Origin of the sequence: Mycobacterium sp. 1245499.0, assembly GCF_001673615.1 — a bacterium.
GTDB classification, from domain to species: Bacteria; Actinomycetota; Actinomycetes; order Mycobacteriales; family Mycobacteriaceae; genus Mycobacterium; species Mycobacterium europaeum_A.
Genome location: NZ_LZMG01000326.1, coordinates 37515 through 56301 on the forward strand (window position 1 = coordinate 37515; position 18787 = coordinate 56301).

13 protein-coding genes and 2 pseudogenes are annotated in these 18787 nt (G+C 67.8%); 10 read left to right on the forward strand and 5 right to left on the reverse strand.

The annotated features are described in order from the left end of the window. Positions 1 to 5: 5 nt before the first annotated feature. From A5646_RS20005 to A5646_RS20030, 6 genes are all read left to right on the forward strand, one after another. Positions 6 to 2060, forward strand: a complete 2055-nt coding sequence (locus A5646_RS20005) for a cytochrome c oxidase assembly protein (protein ID WP_067023745.1) — start codon at positions 6 to 8, stop codon at positions 2058 to 2060. Positions 2061 to 2179: 119 nt separating this feature from the next. Continuing rightward, the gene (locus tag A5646_RS20010) at positions 2180 to 2659 is read left to right on the forward strand and encodes a single-stranded DNA-binding protein (protein ID WP_066860266.1); all 480 of its coding nucleotides are present in this window, start codon (positions 2180 to 2182) and stop codon (positions 2657 to 2659) included. Positions 2660 to 2737: 78 nt separating this feature from the next. Continuing rightward, positions 2738 to 4414, forward strand: coding sequence for an energy-dependent translational throttle protein EttA (ettA, locus tag A5646_RS20015; RefSeq protein ID WP_066860374.1), 1677 nt, complete (start codon positions 2738 to 2740; stop codon positions 4412 to 4414). A 78-nt stretch (positions 4415 to 4492) separates the two neighbouring features. Beyond that, positions 4493 to 9343, forward strand: coding sequence for an NAD-glutamate dehydrogenase (locus A5646_RS20020; RefSeq protein WP_067023749.1), 4851 nt, complete (start codon positions 4493 to 4495; stop codon positions 9341 to 9343). After that, positions 9340 to 9753 carry a thioesterase family protein gene (locus tag A5646_RS20025; RefSeq protein ID WP_067023752.1) on the forward strand — a complete coding sequence of 138 codons (414 nt, stop codon included), beginning with the start codon at positions 9340 to 9342 and terminating at the stop codon, positions 9751 to 9753. The genes A5646_RS20020 and A5646_RS20025 overlap by 4 nt, the downstream gene beginning before the upstream one ends. Further along, positions 9741 to 10412, forward strand: coding sequence for a hypothetical protein (locus tag A5646_RS20030; protein ID WP_067023755.1), 672 nt, complete (start codon positions 9741 to 9743; stop codon positions 10410 to 10412). The genes A5646_RS20025 and A5646_RS20030 overlap by 13 nt, the downstream gene beginning before the upstream one ends. Before the next feature lie 78 nt (positions 10413 to 10490). On the opposite strand, the gene A5646_RS20035 is transcribed toward A5646_RS20030, so the two are convergent. The 3 genes from A5646_RS20035 to A5646_RS20045 all read right to left on the reverse strand — a co-directional run bounded on the left by A5646_RS20035 (position 10491) and on the right by A5646_RS20045 (position 13587). Further along, a complete protein-coding gene (locus A5646_RS20035; protein WP_067023764.1) occupies positions 10491 to 11507 on the reverse strand; it encodes a pyridine nucleotide-disulfide oxidoreductase in 1017 nt (338 codons plus the stop codon). A gap of 86 nt (positions 11508 to 11593) precedes the next feature. Continuing rightward, positions 11594 to 13159, reverse strand: a complete 1566-nt coding sequence (locus tag A5646_RS20040; protein ID WP_066860253.1) for a glycoside hydrolase family 13 protein — start codon at positions 13157 to 13159, stop codon at positions 11594 to 11596. 38 nt (positions 13160 to 13197) lie between these two features. Continuing rightward, positions 13198 to 13587, reverse strand: coding sequence for a globin (locus A5646_RS20045; protein ID WP_066860250.1), 390 nt, complete (start codon positions 13585 to 13587; stop codon positions 13198 to 13200). A gap of 144 nt (positions 13588 to 13731) precedes the next feature. On the opposite strand from A5646_RS20045, the gene A5646_RS20050 reads away from it, so the two are divergent. The 3 genes from A5646_RS20050 to A5646_RS20060 all read left to right on the forward strand — a co-directional run bounded on the left by A5646_RS20050 (position 13732) and on the right by A5646_RS20060 (position 15137). Beyond that, positions 13732 to 14379, forward strand: a complete 648-nt coding sequence (locus A5646_RS20050) for an HNH endonuclease (protein WP_066860247.1) — start codon at positions 13732 to 13734, stop codon at positions 14377 to 14379. A 67-nt stretch (positions 14380 to 14446) separates the two neighbouring features. Next, complete coding sequence (locus tag A5646_RS20055) at positions 14447 to 14683, forward strand: hypothetical protein (RefSeq protein WP_066860244.1); 237 nt, start codon at positions 14447 to 14449, stop codon at positions 14681 to 14683. Next, positions 14670 to 15137, forward strand: a complete 468-nt coding sequence (locus tag A5646_RS20060; protein WP_066860241.1) for a DUF5130 domain-containing protein — start codon at positions 14670 to 14672, stop codon at positions 15135 to 15137. Before A5646_RS20055 ends, A5646_RS20060 begins: the two co-directional genes overlap by 14 nt. Before the next feature lie 232 nt (positions 15138 to 15369). On the opposite strand, the gene pepN is transcribed toward A5646_RS20060, so the two are convergent. Next, positions 15370 to 17982 (reverse strand): aminopeptidase N, encoded by a 2613-nt coding sequence (pepN, locus tag A5646_RS20065; RefSeq protein ID WP_067023759.1) that lies wholly within the window; start codon positions 17980 to 17982, stop codon positions 15370 to 15372. Positions 17983 to 18073: 91 nt separating this feature from the next. On the opposite strand from pepN, the pseudogene A5646_RS20070 reads away from it, so the two are divergent. Next, positions 18074 to 18607 (forward strand): annotated as a pseudogene (locus A5646_RS20070) (DsbA family protein); the annotation flags it as partial. Between the two features lie 14 nt (positions 18608 to 18621). Here A5646_RS20070 and A5646_RS20075 read toward each other — a convergent pair. Continuing rightward, a pseudogene (locus A5646_RS20075) lies at positions 18622 to 18787 on the reverse strand (Rv2466c family mycothiol-dependent reductase); the annotation flags it as partial.

Consider the following 18787-nt stretch of genomic DNA (forward strand, 5'->3'; position numbering starts at 1 on the left):
GACGTATGACCGTCGCCCCGCTGGCTGGCAGGGCCTCGACCGAGGCCTTCGCCCAGCGCCGCACGCTGGTGTGGCCGGTGCTGGCCGGGGTGGCCGTGCTGGCGGGCTGCACCGCCGCCGGCATCGGGGCCCTCTCGCTGGCCAGCTCGCTGACGGTGACGGGCCTGCCCGACCCGGGTCCGGTGACCACGCTGGGGTTGCCGTTCGTGCGGGCGGCGGGCGAGATCGGCGCGGTGCTCGCGGTCGGCTCGTTCCTGTTCGCCGCGTTCCTGGTACCGCCGCAGCGCAACGGCGTCCTCGACGCCGACGGCTACCGGGCGCTGCGGCTGGGGACGGTGGCGTCGGGGGTGTGGGCGGTATGCGCCGCCCTGCTGGTCCCGTTGACGATCTCCGATGTGTCCGGCCATGCCGTCGCCGACATTCCCGCGGCGCGGATGTGGTCGCTGGCGGGCCTGATCACCAACGCCTCGGCCTGGCGCTGGACCGCGATCCTGGCCGCGGTGATCACGGTGGCGAGCCTGTCGGTGCTGCGCTGGTCGTGGACGCCGGTGCTGGTCGCCGCGTCGGTGGCGACGCTGATTCCCCTTGGCCTGACCGGTCATTCGTCCGCCGGGGGTTCGCACGACCTGGCCACCAACGGCCTGCTGATCCACCTGGTCGCCGCCAGCCTGTGGGCCGGTGGCCTGCTCGCCCTGCTTGCGCATGCCCTGCGGGGCGGTGGTCACCTCGGGCTGGCCGCCAGGCGTTTCTCGATGATCGCGTTGTGGTGTTGGGTGGCGATGGCGGTGAGCGGTCTGGTCAACGCGCTGGTCCGCGTGCAGCCCTCCGACCTGCTGAGCACCGACTATGGGCGGTTGGTCACCGCGAAGTTCATCGCGCTGTGCTTCCTGGGGGTGCTGGGCTGGCGTCAGCGACGCGTGAGTGTGGCTGCGCTGCAAGCGGATCCGAGCCACGGGCGTGGCGCGCTGCTGCGGCTGACGTTGATCGAGGCCGCCATTTTCGGCCTGACCTTCGGCATCGCCGTCGGGCTGGGCCGCACCCCGCCGCCGCCACCCCCGGCCCGGTTGCCGTCGATCCCCGAAGCCGAGATCGGCTACGACTTCGACGGACCGCCCACCGTGGCGCGCATCCTGTTCGACTGGCGCTTCGACCTGATCTTCGGTTCGGCGGCAGTCGTCTTCGCCGCACTGTATGTGGCCGCGCTGGTGCGGCTGCGCCGGCGCGGCGATCACTGGCCGCCGGGCCGGACCTCTTCCTGGCTGCTCGGCTGCGCGGTGTTGCTGTTCGCGACGTCGTCAGGCGTCGGCCGCTACATGCCGGCGATGTTCAGCATGCACATGGTGGTCCACATGTGCCTGTCGATGCTGATCCCGATCCTGCTGGTGCTCGGCGCGCCGGTCACCCTGGCGTTGCGGGCGCTGCCCGCCGCCGGCCGTGACGATCCGCCTGGCATGCGGGAATGGCTGCTGGCCGCGTTGCACAGCCGCTTCTCCCGGTTCCTCACCAATCCCGTGGTGGCCACCGTGCTGTTCATCGCCGGGTTTTACGGGCTGTACCTGTCGAACCTCTTCGACGTCACCGCGAGCAGCCACGCCGGGCACCTGGCGATGAACGTGCACTTCCTGGTGAGCGGCTACCTGTTCTATTGGGTGGTGATCGGGGTGGACCCGACGCCGCGACCGATCCCGCCGCTGGCCAAGGTGGCGGTGGTCTTCGCCTCCCTGCCGCTGCACGCCTTCTTCGGCGTGGTGCTGATGGGCACCAAGAAGGTCCTCGGCGCCGACTACTACCGCTCGCTCGATCTGAGCTGGCACACCGACCTGCTCGGCGATCAGCGGCTGGGTGGGGGCATCGCCTGGGCGGCGGGGGAGTTTCCCCTGGTGATCGTGATGCTCGCGCTGCTCATTCAGTGGGCGCGCAGTGATCGTCGCACCGCCAAGCGGTTGGACCGGGCCGCCGAACGCGACGACGACGCCGAGCTGATGGCCTACAACGCGATGCTGGCCCAACTGGCGCGGGGCGAGCGGGCCCAGCGGTCCGGCCCGGCCGATCCCGACTGATCCACAGTCCCGGTTTCTTCCACAGCGGCGGCCCGTCTCCGGGTCGTTCCGGCGGTGTTCGTCGGTGGCGCCGCGCCTACTGGCAGCCATAGCCAATGCAAACGAGAAGGGATCAGCCCATGTTCGAAACGTCGCTCACCGTCGTCGGTCACATCGTCAACAACCCCGAACGCCGTCAGGTCGGCAACCAGGAGGTCATCAAGTTCCGCGTCGCCAGCAATTCCCGGCGGCGCACCGCCGACGGCGGCTGGGAGCCCGGCAACTCGCTCTTCATCAACGTCAACTGCTGGGGCAAGTTGGTCACCGGCGTGGGGGCCGCGTTGGGCAAGGGTGCGCCGGTGATCGTGGTGGGCCACGTGTACACCAGCGAGTACGAGGACCGTGACGGCAACCGTCGGTCGTCGCTGGAGATGCGCGCGACCGCGGTCGGGCCCGATGTGTCCCGCGCGATTGTGCGCATCGAGCGCCCGGGCTACACCGGTCCGACCGCCACCGAGGCCGCCGCACCGCCGGCGGATGCGTCCGACGCCGCTGGTGAGGACGCCGGCACCGAGGACACCGAGTCCGCCGACACCGGTCCGCTGCCGCTGACCGCTTAGCGGCGGCGGTCGCGCCGCCGGACGATGCCTAGGATGGTCCGCGAGATCACTTCGCAACCAGAAAGGCACAACCGCGGCATGGCTGAGTTCATCTACACGATGAAAAAGGTCCGCAAGGCGCACGGCGACAAGGTGATCCTGGACGACGTCACACTGAGCTTCTATCCAGGCGCCAAGATCGGTGTCGTCGGGCCCAACGGCGCCGGCAAGTCGAGCGTCTTGCGGATCATGGCGGGCCTGGACAAGCCGAACAACGGCGACGCCTTCCTGGCCAACGACGCGACCGTCGGCATCCTGCTGCAGGAGCCGCCGCTGAACGAGGACAAGACCGTCCGCGGCAACGTTGAAGAAGGCCTGGGCGAGATCAAGGTCAAGCTCGACCGTTTCAACGAGGTCGCCGAGCTGATGGCCACCGACTACTCCGATGAGTTGATGGAGGAGATGGGCCGGCTGCAGGAGGAGCTCGACCACGCCGACGCGTGGGACCTCGACTCACAGCTGGAGCAGGCCATGGACGCGCTGCGCTGCCCGCCGCCGGACGAGCCGGTGACCAACCTGTCCGGTGGTGAGCGGCGCCGCGTCGCGCTGTGCAAGCTGCTGCTGTCCAAGCCCGACCTGCTGCTCCTCGACGAGCCGACCAACCACCTGGACGCCGAAAGCGTGCAGTGGCTCGAGCAGCACCTCGCGTCCTACGCGGGGGCGATCCTGGCGGTGACCCACGACCGGTACTTCCTGGACAACGTCGCCGAATGGATCCTCGAACTCGACCGCGGCCGCGCCTACCCGTACGAGGGCAACTACTCCACCTACCTGGAGAAGAAGGCCGAGCGGATCGCCGTGCAGGGCCGCAAGGACGCCAAGCTGCAAAAGCGGTTGGCCGAGGAGCTGGCGTGGGTGCGCTCCGGGGCCAAGGCGCGCCAGGCCAAGAGCAAGGCCCGGCTGCAGCGCTACGAGGAGATGGCCGCCGAGGCCGAGAAGACGCGCAAGCTCGACTTCGAGGAGATCCAGATCCCGGTCGGTCCGCGGCTGGGCAACGTGGTGGTCGAGGTCGACCACCTCGACAAGGGCTACGACGGCCGCACCCTCATCAAGGACCTGTCCTTCACCCTGCCGCGCAACGGCATCGTCGGCGTCATCGGCCCGAACGGGGTCGGGAAGACCACGTTGTTCAAGACCATCGTCGGCCTCGAGCAGCCGGACAGCGGCACGGTCAAGGTCGGCGAGACCGTCAAGCTCAGCTACGTCGACCAGACCCGCGCCGGAATCGATCCCAAGAAGAACGTGTGGGAAGTCGTCTCCGACGGGCTGGACCACATCGTGGTCGGCCAGACCGAGGTGCCGTCGCGGGCCTACGTGTCGGCGTTCGGATTCAAGGGACCGGATCAGCAGAAGCCGGCGGGGGTGCTCTCCGGTGGCGAGCGCAACCGGCTCAACCTGGCGCTGACGCTCAAGCAGGGCGGGAACCTGATCCTGCTCGACGAGCCCACCAACGACCTCGACGTCGAAACCCTGAGCTCGCTGGAGAACGCCCTCGAGCAGTTCCCCGGCTGCGCCGTGGTGATCTCGCACGACCGGTGGTTCCTGGACCGCACCTGCACACACATCCTGGCCTGGGAGGGCGACGACGACAACGAGGCGAAGTGGTTCTGGTTCGAGGGCAACTTCGGGGCATACGAGGAGAACAAGATCGAACGCCTCGGCGCCGATGCGGCACGGCCGCACAGAGTGACCCACCGCAAGCTGACGCGCGACTAGTGTCAGCTCTGCCCCGCACCGCCACCCAGCGGGGCGACCGAGCGCACTGACCACCGTCGCCAGTTGGGAGCTATCGGCATGACGATCGATCCCGAAGCCAGACACGATCTCGAGCCGTGGACGACCTTCACCCAGCAGCGAGACATTCCCGAGTGGATCTCGAGGGCCTACGTAGAGAGCTATCGCGGTCCGCATAGCGACGAGTCGGGCGGCGCGGAAACCAGGCCCATCGACTTGACCGTGCCGGCGGCGATCGTGACCCCGGCCATGCTGAGCGCCCACTATCGCCTCGGCCTGCACCGGCCCGCCGGCGAAAGCCGCGTCGCGGTGTACCCGGCCGACGACCCCGCCGGGTTCGGGCCCGCGCTGCAGGTGGTCACCGACCACGGCGGCATGCTGATGGATTCGGTCACCGTGCTGCTGCACCGGCTCGGCGTCCCGTACACGGCGATCATGACGCCGGTGTTCGACGTGCTGCGCAGCCCGGAGGGCGAGCTGCTGCGTGTGCAGGCGAAAGCCGAGGGCGCATCGCAATACGAGGGTGAGGCGTGGATCCACGTGCAGCTGTTGCCGTCGGTCGACAGCAAGGGGCTCACCGAGGTCGAGCGGCTGCTGCCCAAGGTGCTCGCCGACGTGCAACAGGTCGCCAGCGACGCCTCGACCCTGATCGCCGCCCTGGACGACCTGGCCGCGCAGGTGGAAACCAATGCCGACGGCCACTTCTCGGCCCCCGACCGCGACGACGTCGCGGCGCTGTTGCGCTGGCTGGGCAACGGCAACTTCCTCCTGCTCGGCTACCAGCGCTGCCACGTGCACGACGGCCAGGTCTCCGGCGACGGGTCGCCGGGCCTGGGCGTCCTGCGGACCCGCACCGGCTCGCGCCCCCGGCTGACCGACGAGGACCGGCTGCTGGTCCTGGCGCAATCCGTGGTGGGCAGCTACCTGCGCTACGGCGCCTACCCGTATGCCATCGCGGTCCGCGAATACGTCGATGGCGCCGTGATCGAGCATCGCTTCGTCGGGTTGTTCACGGTGGCCGCCATGAACGCCGACGTCCTGGAGATCCCGACGATTTCGCGCCGGGTCCGTGAGGCGCTGGCCATGGCCGACAACGACCCGATCCACCCGGGCCAGCTACTGCTCGACGTCATCCAGACCGTTCCCCGTTCGGAGCTGTTCACGCTGAGCGCCGAACGGCTGCTGGCGATGGCCAAAGCGGTGGTGGACCTGGGCCCACAACGAAACGCGTTGCTGTTCCTGCGTGCCGACCGGCTGCAGTACTTCGTTTCCTGCCTGGTGTATCTGCCGCGTGACCGCTACACCACGGCGGTGCGCCTGCAGATCGAGGACATCCTGGTGCATGAATTCGGCGGCACCAGGCTGGAATTCACCGCCCGGGTCAGCGAATCACCTTGGGCCCTCATGCATTTCATGGTCCGGCTGCCGTCCGAAGGCCCCGACGCCACGCCGGTCGACGTCTCCGAAGACAACCGGATCCGCATCCAGGCGCTGCTGAGCGAAGCCGCGCGGACCTGGGCCGACCGGCTCATCACCGCCGCCGCCGAAGGTTCGGTGGGCCATGCCGACGCCGAGTACTACGCGGCCGCCTTCTCCGAGGTCTACAAGCAGGCCGTCACCCCGGCCGACGCGATCGATCACATCGCCATCATCAATGCGCTGCAAGACAACTCGGTCAAGCTGGTGTTCACCGAGAACGAGGACGGGTCCGCCCAGCTCACCTGGTTCCTGGGCGGACGCACCGCCTCGCTGAGCCAGCTACTGCCGATGCTGCAGAGCATGGGCGTGGTGGTGCTCGAGGAGCGGCCGTTCACCGTCGAGCGGTCCGACGGGCTGCCGGTGTGGATCTATCAGTTCAAGATCTCACCGCACCCAACCGTCCGGCTGGCCTCGACGCAAGCCGAGCGCGACGCGATGGCCGAGCGGTTCGCCGACGCGGTCACCGCCATCTGGCAGGGCCGCCTTGAGATCGACCGGTTCAATGAGCTGGTGATGCGTGCCGGCCTTCGCTGGCAGCAGGTCGTGTTGTTGCGGGCCTACGCAAAGTACTTGCGGCAGGCCAACTTCCCCTATAGCCAGTCCTATATCGAGTCGGTGCTCAACGAGCACCCCTCGACCGCGCGATCGCTGGTAGCGCTGTTCGAGGCGTTGTTCGACCCCAGCCCCGAGCCGTCGTCGACCCGCGATGCGCAGGCGGCCGCCGCGGCGGTGGCCGCCGACATCGACGCGTTGGTAAGCCTGGACACCGACCGCATCCTGCGTGCCTTCGCGTCGCTGGTGCAGGCCACGTTGCGCACGAATTACTTTGTTACACGCGAAGGTTCGGCCCGGGCGCGCAATGTGTTAGCGATCAAGCTGGACGCCCAGCTGGTCGACGAGCTGCCGCTGCCCCGCCCGAAATACGAGATCTTCGTCTACTCGCCCCGGGTCGAGGGCGTGCACCTGCGGTTCGGCCCGGTGGCCCGCGGCGGCCTGCGCTGGTCGGACCGTCGAGACGACTTCCGCACCGAGATCCTGGGCCTGGTCAAGGCGCAGGCGGTCAAGAACGCCGTCATCGTGCCCGTCGGCGCCAAGGGCGGATTCGTCCTCAAGCGGCCACCGCTGCCCACCGGCGACGCCGCCGCCGACCGCGACGCCAGCCGCGCCGAGGGCGTCGCCTGTTATCAGCTGTTCATCTCCGGCCTGCTCGACGTCACCGACAACGTCGACCATGCGACCGGAAAGGTGAACCCGCCACCCGAAGTCATCCGGCGCGACGGCGATGACGCGTACCTGGTGGTCGCGGCCGACAAGGGCACCGCGACCTTCTCCGACATCGCCAACGATGTCGCCAAGTCCTACGGGTTCTGGTTGGGCGACGCGTTCGCGTCCGGTGGATCGGTCGGTTACGACCACAAGGCCATGGGCATCACCGCCAAGGGCGCGTGGGAGGCCGTCAAACGGCACTTCCGGGAGATGGACATCGACACGCAGGCGCAGGATTTCACCGTGGTGGGAATCGGCGACATGAGCGGCGACGTCTTCGGCAACGGCATGCTGCTGAGCAAGCACATCCGGCTGCTCGCCGCCTTCGACCACCGGCACATCTTCTTGGATCCCGATCCCGATGCCGCGGCTTCCTGGGAGGAACGCCAGCGGATGTTCGACCTGCCGCGCTCCAGCTGGGAGGATTACGACACGTCGTTGATCAGCGAGGGCGGCGGGGTGTACAGCCGTGAGCAGAAGGCGATTCCGGTCAGCCCCCAGGTTCGCGAGGCGTTGGGCATCGACGGCTCGGAGGATGGGGTCACCGAGATGACACCACCCAATCTGATCAAGGCGATCCTGCAGGCGCCGGTCGATCTGCTGTTCAACGGCGGGATCGGTACCTACATCAAGGCGGAGTCCGAGTCCGACGCCGACGTCGGCGATCGCGCCAACGATCCGGTGCGGGTCAACGGAAACCAGGTGCGCGCCAAAGTGATCGGCGAAGGCGGCAACCTCGGGGTGACGGCGTTGGGCCGGGTGGAGTTCGATCTGGCGGGTGGCCGGATCAACACCGATGCCATGGACAACTCGGCCGGCGTGGACTGCTCGGACCACGAGGTCAACATCAAGATCCTGATCGATGCCCTGGTGACCGCGGGCAAGGTCAAGCCGGAAGAGCGCAAGCCGCTGCTGGAATCGATGACCGACGAGGTCGCGCAGCTGGTGCTCACCGACAACGAGGAACAGAACGACCTGATCGGCACCAGCCGCGCCAACGCGGCCAGCCTGCTTCCCGTGCACGCCAGGCTGATCCAGTACCTGGTGGACGAGCGCGGCATCCACCGCGAGCTGGAAGCGCTGCCCACGGAGAAGGAGATCGGGCGCCGCGCCGAGGCCGGCATCGGGCTCACCTCACCGGAGCTGTGCACCTTGATGGCGCACGTGAAGCTGGGCCTCAAGGAGGAGATGCTCCAAACCGAGCTGACCGAACAGGACGTCTTCGCGTCCCGGCTGCCGCTGTACTTCCCAAAGCCGTTGCGGGAACGGTTCACTGCGGAGATTCGCACGCATCAGCTGCGCCGCGAGATCGTCACCACCATGCTGATCAACGACCTGGTGGACGCCGCGGGGATCAGCTACGCGTTCCGGATCACCGAAGACGTCGGCGTCGGGTCGGTCGACGCGGTGCGCACCTACGTCGCCACCGACGCGATCTTCGGCGTGGGGGAGATCTGGCGGCGCATCCGCGCGGCGAATTTGCCGGTGGCACTGTCGGATCGGCTCACGCTGGACACCAGGCGGCTGATCGACCGTGCCGGGCGGTGGCTGCTCAACTACCGTCCGCAGCCGCTGGCGGTCGGGGCCGAGATCAACCGGTTCGCCGCCAAGGTCCAGGCGCTGACGCCGCGCATGTCGGAGTGGCTGCGCGGCGACGACAAGGCGATCGTGGAGTCCGAAGCCGCCGAATTCGCCTCGCAGGGCGCGCCGGAAGACCTGGCCTACATGGTGGCCGCCGGCCTCTACCGCTTCAGCCTGCTCGACATCATCGACATCGGTGACATCAACGACATCGACGCCGCCGAGGTCGCGGACACCTATTTCGCGCTCATGGACCGGCTGGGCACCGACAGGCTGTTGACGGCGGTATCCGAACTGCCGCGGCGAGACCGCTGGCACTCCTTGGCGCGGTTGGCGATTCGTGACGACATCTATGCTTCGTTGCGGTCGCTGTGCTTCGATGTGCTCGCCGTGGGCGAGCCGGACGAAAGTGGTGAAGAGAAGATCGCCGAGTGGGAACACCTGAGTGCCTCCCGGGTCGAGCGGGCCCGCCGAACACTCATCGAGATCCAGGAAAGCGGAAACAAGGATCTCGCGACGCTGTCCGTCGCCGCCCGACAAATACGTCGCATGACCCGCACCAGTGGAAGAGGATCATCAAGTTGAGCTTCGGCTTCGTCGCGCCCGTGCCAGTGCGCTGGTCGGACATCGACATGTATCAGCACATCAACCACGCCACCATGGTCACCATCCTCGAGGAGGCGCGCGTCCAGTTCCTGCGCGAAGCGTTCGAGGTGGACATCATGACCATCGGTTTGCTCATCGCCGAGGTCAAGGTGACCTACAAAGGCCAGCTGCGGCTGATCGATTCACCGCTGCAGGTGACGATGTGGACCAAGCGGCTGCGGGCCGTCGACTTCACGCTGGGCTATGAGGTGCGATCGGTCTCCGCGGACCCGGCGTCGAAGCCCGCCGTCATCGCCGAGACGCAACTGGCCGCCGTCCACATCGAGGAGGAGCGCCTGGTGCGACTCTCGCCACAGCATCGGGAGTATCTACAACGGTGGATCAGGTAGCCGACCGCGGACTTTGGCTGGGTGCCGATGCCAGGGCCGCACACCGCAAGGATCTGGCCGCGTTCGTCGACCGCGCCCTGCGACTCGATGACGCCGCGATCATCCGATTCCGGACCCGGTCGCCGGGTCTGCTGACCGCCTGGGTCGCAACGGGTTTCGACGTGCTGGCGAGCCGGGTAGTGGTCGGCGAGGTGCGGCCCGCCGATCTGTCGGTGGGCGCCGACGCGCTGGCGCGTGGCCTGTCCGCGATGGACGACTCGGGGCATGTCGATCCGGGCTTCGCGATGGATTCGGCGTGGCGGGGTGCGTTGCCGCCGGAATCCGGCTTCACCCACCTCGAGGACATCCCGGCCCGGGTGATGCTGAACCTCGCGCAACGCGGAGCCCAACTTGCCAAGGAGCACAGCAGTTCTCACGGGCCGCCGGTGTCGCTGCTCGACCAGGAGGTCATTCAGGTCAGTTCGGCCGACGTTCAGGTCGGGCTGCCGATGCGCTGCGTGTTCGCGCTGACCGCGATGGGTTTTCTGCCGCAGTCGCCTGATGCGGTCGGCGCCGACGAATTGATCCGGGTCCGGATACTGCCGACGTGGTTGCGCCTCGACGCCCGGTTCGGTTCGGTGTATCGCCGCCGCGGCGATCCCGCGCTGCTGCTGGGCTGACGCGCCCGGTCGCGGGCGACGTCGCAAACGGATCAGGCTGAGTTTAAAGCCGCCGCGGGCCGGGACCGTCCGCGAAGATCAGGGGCCGTAGAGCAGCCACAGCGGCAGGACGGCGTCGAGATAGTCCATGAATTTCTTCAGGCCCACCCGAAACTGCCCGTACCCGTAGGGGTCTTCGGCGTACTGGGGGAACGCGATGCCAACCCCGAACAGTCCGGGGGCAAGGATCCCGTTGGTCCGGTGGTAATCCAGCTGGCCCCATTGCGGGGTCTCGGGCAACTTCCTGCGTTCGAAGCCGACGGTGTAGACGACCCGGTCGCATTGCGCCAGTTTCTCCGCGAATTGCGGGCTGGACACCCAGCACCTCTCCAGGCGGTCCGGAAGCACCCCGTCGATGTTCTCCCGCGCCCAAACAGCCGCCCGGCCCTTCAGCCCCGTGTCGTCGAACAGTATCCAATCGTCAAGATAGACAGCGTATTTCAGCGGGCTCCGGTAAAAATTGATGATCCGCTTGACGGGATGGCGCAGCAGGTTGGGCAGGACGATCATCGACGTGTGTGACGAGCCGAACACGGCGACCGTCGCCCCCTCGAGCGGCTCCTGGGCGAGCTTCTCGGGATCCAGGGCGACCTGGACTTCGATCTCCTCGAGATCGGCGTGGCGAAGTTTTTTGGGGTCCGCGCCCACGGCCAGGATCACGTTCCTGGAAAAGATCTCCCGTTGTTCGGTCTGGACCCGCCACTGGCGGTCCTGCAAAGACAACTCGGTGGCGGTCGTGGTGAAGTCGTCGACCTGCTCACGCAGCTGCTCGGTGACCCACACCAAGGGTTCGGCCAGCAGGCCGAGCGCACAGGTCTCCTGGAGATCGACCTCCTTGAGCGGCATGGGTGGCGCTTCTGAGAACCGAAACGCCTTGGAGCCGTTGAAGTATTCGAGAAAGAGCGCGACGTGGGTGTTGCTCGACACCGACCGCCACTTCTGGCCGATGTCTCCGGCAGCGAAGGCTGGATCGACCCAGGCGATCCGTTCGGCCGCGACCCCGTGATCCAGCAACCTTCCCACCGCGGCGATGCCCGCCGGGCCGGCGCCGATCACTGTCCACTCGTAGGAAGCCATCCACCACATATAGAGCAGTCAGCCGGGAAATGCTCACCGTGGCTGCAGCGGGGCGGCCGGGCCGGCTACGCCAGCCAGGCCGCGGCATCCGGCGGGAGTTTGCCCTCCAGCAGCGGCGCGCTCGCCAGGATCAGCTCGCCCGCCGGCAGCGGCACCGGCGAGTCGCCGCTGTTGAGCACGCAGACCAGCCCACCGGGCCGCCGGAAGATCACCGCATCGCCGGCCGCGTCCAGCCATTCGACGCCCACGCCGTCGAATTCCACACGGCGCTTTCGCAATTCGATCGCCCGCTGGAAAAACGACAAGGTGGAGTCGGGATCACCGCTCTGCTTTTCGACGGTCAGCGTCGCCCATTCCGCCGGCATCGGCAACCACGTCTCGGACGAGAAGGAGAACCCGAACGGCGGCTCCTGACCCGACCAGGGGATCGGCACCCGGCACCTGTCCCGGCCGCGCTCGGTGTGGCCGGAGCGCTCCCACGTCGGGTCCTGCAGCACCTCGTCGGGCAGGTCCACGTCGGGCAGCCCCAGCTCCTCGCCGTTGTAGATGAACACCGCACCCGGCAGGGCGAGCATCACCAGGGCCATCGCGCGGGCGCGGCGCAGCCCGACCTCGCCGTCGCCGTAGCGGGTGACCTCCCGGCCGACGTCGTGGTTGGACAGCGTCCAGGTCGGGACTGCGTCCTGCAGGGCGGTGGCGGCCAGCGAGTTCTGGATCGCGTCGCGAATCTCGGCGGCGTCGAAGTCGATCTTGGTCAACCGGAAATTGAAGCCCAGGTGCAGTTCGTCGGGACGCAGATACTCGGCCCAGCGGACGTTGTCGGTGACCCAGACCTCGCCGACGGTCACCGCCCCGGGATAGTCGTTGACCACCCTGCGGATGTCGCGGTGGATGTCATGCACGCTCGGGTTATTGAAGCGCGGGTCGTCGTCGGTGTGGCTGAGCACCCTGGACTCGACGTCGGGGGAGTCGGGCAGGCCGGCCGGCTTGGCCATGCCGTGCGCCACGTCGATGCGGAAACCGTCCACGCCGCGCTCCAGCCAGAACCGCAGCGTCTTCTCGAAGTCGTCGAAGACGTCCGGGTGCTCCCAGTTCAGGTCGGGCTGCTCGGCATCGAAGAGGTGCAGGTACCACTGGCCGGGGTTGCCGTCGGGTTCGACCACGCGCGTCCACGCCGAGCCGCCGAACACCGAGGCCCAGTTGTTCGGCGGCAGCTCGCCGAGCTCGCCGCGGCCGTCGCGAAAGAAGTAGCGTTCCCGCGCGTCGGTGCCGGGCCCGGCGGCCAGCGCCGCGGCGAACCACGGATGCGCCGAACTGGTGTGGTTGGGCACCACGTCCATGGTGATCTTCATGCCCCGCTCGTGCGCGGCGGCGATCAGCCGTTCGATGGCGGCCATCCCGCCGAACAGCGGGTCGATGTCACGCGGATCGGCGACGTCATAGCCGTGGTCGGCCATCGGGGACACGGTGACCGGATTGAGCCAGATCGCGTCCACACCCAGTCGCTCCAGGTGGTCCAGGTGCGCCGTCACCCCGTCCAGATCGCCGACGCCGTCGCCGTCACTGTCGGCGAAGGACCTCGGGTACACCTGATAGAACACCGCGCTTGACCACCACGGCTTGGACTCCATTCCACCCCGCTTCGTTTCGTGGGCCGATAGGTTCGCCCTCACAGGGGCGCGTTGACGAGTGAGTGCGCAGCCATTTCCAGATAGTCGAGCAACGCGCGACGGTGTTCGTCGTCGAGTGTCTGCGAATCGATGGACGCGACGGCGGTGTGCATGCACCGCAGCCACGCGTCACGTGCCAGGGGAGTGATCCGGAACGGCACGTGACGCATCCGCAGCCGGGGATGTCCGCGCCGGTCGGAGTAGGTGCGCGGGCCGCCCCAGTACTGCTCGAGGAACATCCGCAACCGTTCTTCGGCACCCTCCAGGTCGTCCAGCGGATACAGCTCACGCAGGATCTCGTCCTCAGGGACCTGGGCGTAAAAGCGCGACACGATCGCGTGGAACGTCTCGGCGCCGCCGATCGCGTCGTAAAAGCTGACCTGATCCATCGCCGTCCATTGTGGTGCATCGCGGCGGCGCCGAGCCCAGCCGGCCCGACCCCATGCCCGCTGTTCACCGGCTGGACACGGCGTTTCACCTGCAATAGGGGTGCGATTGTCGGCGAATCATGGTGGACTGTTCGCGGAGGATCTATGGCGCAGGGCAAGAGACGCCGCAGCCACCGCAGTCCGGTAGCCGCGGCAGGGTTAACCGGGCCCACAACCGCGTCGTCCCTGCACAGTGTTGAAATCCATCCACCCGCCCGCTCGGAGAGCGCGTCCATCTGGAGTCGTCGGCGGGTCCTGCTGCTGAATTCCACCTACGAGCCGCTGACCGCGCTGCCGATGCGCCGCGCGATCGTCATGGTGATCTGCGGCAAGGCCGACGTGGTGCACCACGATCCGGCCGGCCCGGTCATCCACTCGGCGACCAGCTCCATCGTGGTGCCCTCGGTGATCCAGCTGCGGTCCTACGTCCGCGTTCCCTATCGCGCGCGCGTCCCGATGACCCGGGCCGCGCTGATGCACCGCGACCGGTTCTGCTGCGCCTACTGCGGGGCGAAGGCGGACACCGTCGACCACGTGCTGCCGCGCAGCCGCGGCGGCGACCATTCCTGGGAGAACTGCGTCGCGTGCTGCTCGACCTGCAACCACCGCAAGGGTGACAAGCTGCTCAGCGAGCTCGGCTGGGCGCTGCGCCGGCCGCCGCAGCCGCCGACGGGGCAACACTGGCGGCTGCTGTCGACGGTCAAGGAACTGGATCCCGCCTGGGCCCGCTATCTCGGCGAAGGCGCGGCCTGACCGCCAATCCGGTGTCCGGTCGCGCCGGTAGATCGGTTCGTGGGATACGGTTTGGCTCGTGAGTCAGATGCATCTCCACCTGTTCATCGTCGGAATACCGCTGTTGCTGGTAGTCGCGCTGTCGGTGCTCATCTGGTCCCGCAAGGGTCCGCACCCGGCGTCCTACAAGCTGGGCGAGAAGTGGACGCACCCGCCCATCCTGTGGGCTGCCACCGGCGAAGACGTCGGCCACGCGCACGGCGGACATGGTGGGCACGGCACGTCGGAGTTCTCAGTTGGAGGTGGCGCCAGTGGCACGTGGTGAAGTAGCGACGCGAGAACCCGCCGAGCTGCCCCGCGGCTGGGTCATCACCACCAGCGGACGGATCTCCGGGGTCACCGAGCCCGGCGAGCTCTCGGTGCAGTTCCCGTTCTCGACCAAAGATCTCGTCGCCGTGGATGACGCGCTGAAGTTCGGCTCGCGGGCGTCCAAGACGCGGTTCGCGATCTATCTGGGCGACCTGGGCAGCGACACCGCCGCGCGGGCCCGCGAACTCCTGGCCCACGTTCCGACGCCGGACAACGCGGTGCTGCTGGCCGTCTCGCCCGACCAGAGGGTCATCGAGGTGGTCTACGGCACCCAGGTCCGTGGCCGTGGTGCCGAGTCGGCCGCGCCGCTGGGGGTGGCGGCGGCGTCCTCGGCGTTCGAGCGGGGCGACCTGGTCGACGGCCTGGTCAGCGCGATCCGCGTGCTCAGCGCCGGCATTTCGCCGGCCTAGTGGCGATCGCAAGCCCGGTGGAGCCGGGCGTAGCGGGTCGCCACCATCCGGCCTGATGGCGATCGCAAGCCCGGTGGAGCCGGGCGCTGCGGGTCGCCACCATATGGCGTAGTGGCGATCGCAAGCGCGGTGGAGCCGGGCGCTGCGGGTCGCCACCATCCGGCCTAGTGGCGATCGCAAGCGCGGTGGAGCCGGGCGTAGCGGGTCGCCACCATCCGGCCTAGGCTCCGCCTTAGTCGGTGGGGGCCGAGCCCTCGCCGGCGTCGAAACGGCGCGCCCGCAACGAACGCTTCACTCCGGCCTGGCCCTCGAGTACCAGGCGGCGTAACGCCGCGGGCACCTCGGGGTCGGACAGGAACCTGTCCGCGGCGGCGATGCCGTCGTCGCTGATATCCCAGTGCGGGTACAGGCCGATCACCACCGTCTGGGCCACTTCGCTGGACCGGCGCGCCCAGACACCGGAGATCGCCTCGAAATAGCGCTCGGTGAACGGCTTGAGCAACTCGGCCTGCCCGGCGGGGGCGATGCCCGCGATGATCGAGCGGGCGCTGATGTTGGCCAGGGTGTCGTCCTCGACCACCGTCGTCCAGGCATCCTCCTTGACCTGCAACTGGGGTCGGGCCGTCGCGGCCTGGGCGCCGTGCCGCTTGCCGGCGGCGGTCGGGTCGCGTTCGACCTCGGCGTCGATGAACGGCGTGGCGGGCCCGTCGGCGTCGATCTTGCCGGCGGTGGCCAGCGCCGTGACGATCCGCCACCGCAGGTCCGTGTCGACCACGAGGCCGGCCAGGCCCAACTGGGCGGGGTCGCGGTCGAGCAGGTCGGCCAGCGTCGCCACATGGTCGGCCGACAGCACCGACGAGCACAGCGTGTTGACGAAGGCGAGCTGGTGATCCGAGCCGGGTTGCGCGGCCCGCGCCAACTCCAGCAGCCGGTCGGCGAATTGCGGCCAGCCCTGCTCGCGCGCCCAGCCCTGCTCGGCGTAGGACGTCAGCGCCGTCTGCGCCTGCAGCAACAACCGCTGGGCCACCCCGACCTCGGATTCGGCGTGCACGCCGCCAGTGACCAGGGCCACGAAGTCGCGTGCTCGTAGCTCGGCCTCGCGCGTCATCTCCCAGGCGGCCGACCAGACCAGCGAGCGCGGCAGCGGCTCGGCGATGTCGGCGATGCGCTCCAGCGCGGTGCGCAGCGACTCGGCGTCCAGCCGCAACGAGCAATATGTCAGGTCGTCGTCATTGACCAGAATCAACTGGCCCCGCGAAACACCAACCAGTGCAGGGACTTCCGTGACCGGGCCCTCAACGTCGAGTTCCTCGCGGTGTACCCGCACCAGCTTTCCGGTTCCGCTGGAATCGCTGTCGTCGTAGATCCCGACCGCGAGCCGGTGCACCCGGGTCTCACCGGCGCCCGGGGCGGCGCCGCTCTGGGTCACCGCGAACCTGGTGAACTTACCGTCAGCGTCGACGTCGAACTCCGGTCGAAGCGTGTTCAGCCCGGTCGTTTTCAGCCACTGCTGACCCCAGTCGGACAGGTCACGACCCGACGCCTGCTCCAGCGCGGCGACCAGGTCGTCGAACGTGGCGTTGCCGAAGGCGTGCGCGCGGAAGTAATCCCGCAGTCCCGCCAGGAAGTGCTCCAACCCGACGTAGGCGACGAGTTGCTTGAGCACCGAAGCGCCCTTGGCGTAGGTGATGCCGTCGAAGTTGACCTCGACCGCTTCCAGGTCGGGGATGTCGGCGGCGATCGGATGCGTCGAGGGCAATTGGTCCTGCCGATAGGCCCACGACTTCTCGACCGTGGCGAACGTCGTCCACGCCTCGGTGAATTCCGTTGCCTCGCTTTGGCACAGCACCGATGCGAAGGTCGCGAACGACTCGTTGAGCCACAGGTCGTCCCACCACGCCATGGTGACCAGGTCGCCGAACCACATGTGCGCCATCTCGTGCAGCACGGTCTCGGCGCGCCGCTCGTAGGAGGCCCGGGTGACCTTGCTGCGGAAGACGTAGTCCTCCAGGAAGGTCACCGCGCCCGCGTTTTCCATTGCGCCGGCATTGAATTCGGGGACGAACAGCTGGTCGTACTTCCCGAACGCGTAGGGCAGGCCAAAGTGCTTGTGGTAGAAGCCGAATCCCTGCTTGGTCTGGGTGAACAGCCGCTCGGCGTCCATGTATTGGGCCAGCGAGGATCGGCAATAGATCCCCAGCGGGATCTCGCCGTGCTCGTCGGTGTAGGAGTCGTTCCACTCGGCGTACGGGCCGGCGATCAACGCGACCAGATAGGTGCTCATCCGTGGTGTGGTGGCGAAGGTGTGCAGGCCGTCGGTCACCGACACCGCCGCGCCGTTGGAGATCACCTTCCAATGCGTAGGCGCGGCCACCCGCACGTCGAAGGTCGCCTTCATGTCGGGTTGGTCGAAACAGGCGAACATGCGCTTGGCATCGGCGGTTTCGAACTGCGAGTACAGGTAGGTCTCGTTGTCGACCGGGTCGACGAACCGATGCAGGCCCTCTCCGGTGTTGGAGTAGCGGCAGTCCGCGTCTACCACGACGACGTTGCGGTCGGTCAGCCCGCGCAGCGGGATGCCGGTCGACTCGTCGTATTCGGAGACATCCAGGTCCCGCCCGTTGAGGGTGGCGCTGCGGATGGTGTCGGCGGCAATGTCGATGAACGAGTCGGCGCCGGCGAGCGCGTCGAACACCACGGTGGTAATCGAGCGGAAAGTCCGTTCGCCGGGTGGGCCACCAGGCCCGGAACCGTCGGTGAGATCGAGGTCGATCTGATAGCTGGTGACGGTGATCAGCGAAGCGCGCTCGACGGCTTGGTCGCGGGTGAGGTTCGGAAGTGCCACGTGTCCAACTTACGGGTCGGGCAAACCGGGAACAGGACGCAGCGGCCTACGGTTGTGCAGATCGGACTTTCCACCAACGAGAGGATCAGCCATGCCTGACACCGCCGCCGCGAAGAACAAAGCAGACTTCTGGTTCGATCCGCTGTGTCCGTGGGCGTGGATCACCTCGCGCTGGATCCTCGAGGTGGAAAAGGTTCGCGACATCGAGGTGAACTTTCACGTGATGAGCCTGGCGGTGCTCAACGAAAACCGCGAGGGCCTGCCCGACGAATACCGCGAACGCTTGTCGAAGGCCTTCGGTCCGGTGCGGGTGGCGATCGCCGCCGAACAGGCTCACGGCGCCGAGGTGCTCGCGCCGCTGTACACCGCGATGGGCACCCAGATCCACAACAAGGGCAACAAAGATCTCGACGACGTGATCAAGCAGTCGCTGGCGGAGGTGGGGTTGCCCTCGGAGCTGGCGGACGCCGCGAACAGCGACGCCTACGACGAGGCGCTGCGCAAGAGCCACCACGCCGGCATGGACGCGGTGGGCGACGACGTCGGCACACCGACCATCCACGTCAACAATGTGGCGTTCTTCGGGCCGGTGCTGTCCAAGATCCCGCGCGGCGAGGAGGCGGGCAGCGCCCTACCGGTCTAGTCGAATTCGGGCTTCTCCGTGCGGCTGCGCTTGAGCTCGAAGAAGTGCGGGTAGGACGCGAAGGCCACCGAGGCGTCCCACAGCTTGCCCGCCTCCTCGCCGCGCGGGATCTTGGACAGCACCGGCCCGAAGAACGCCACATTGTTGACGTGGATGGTCGGT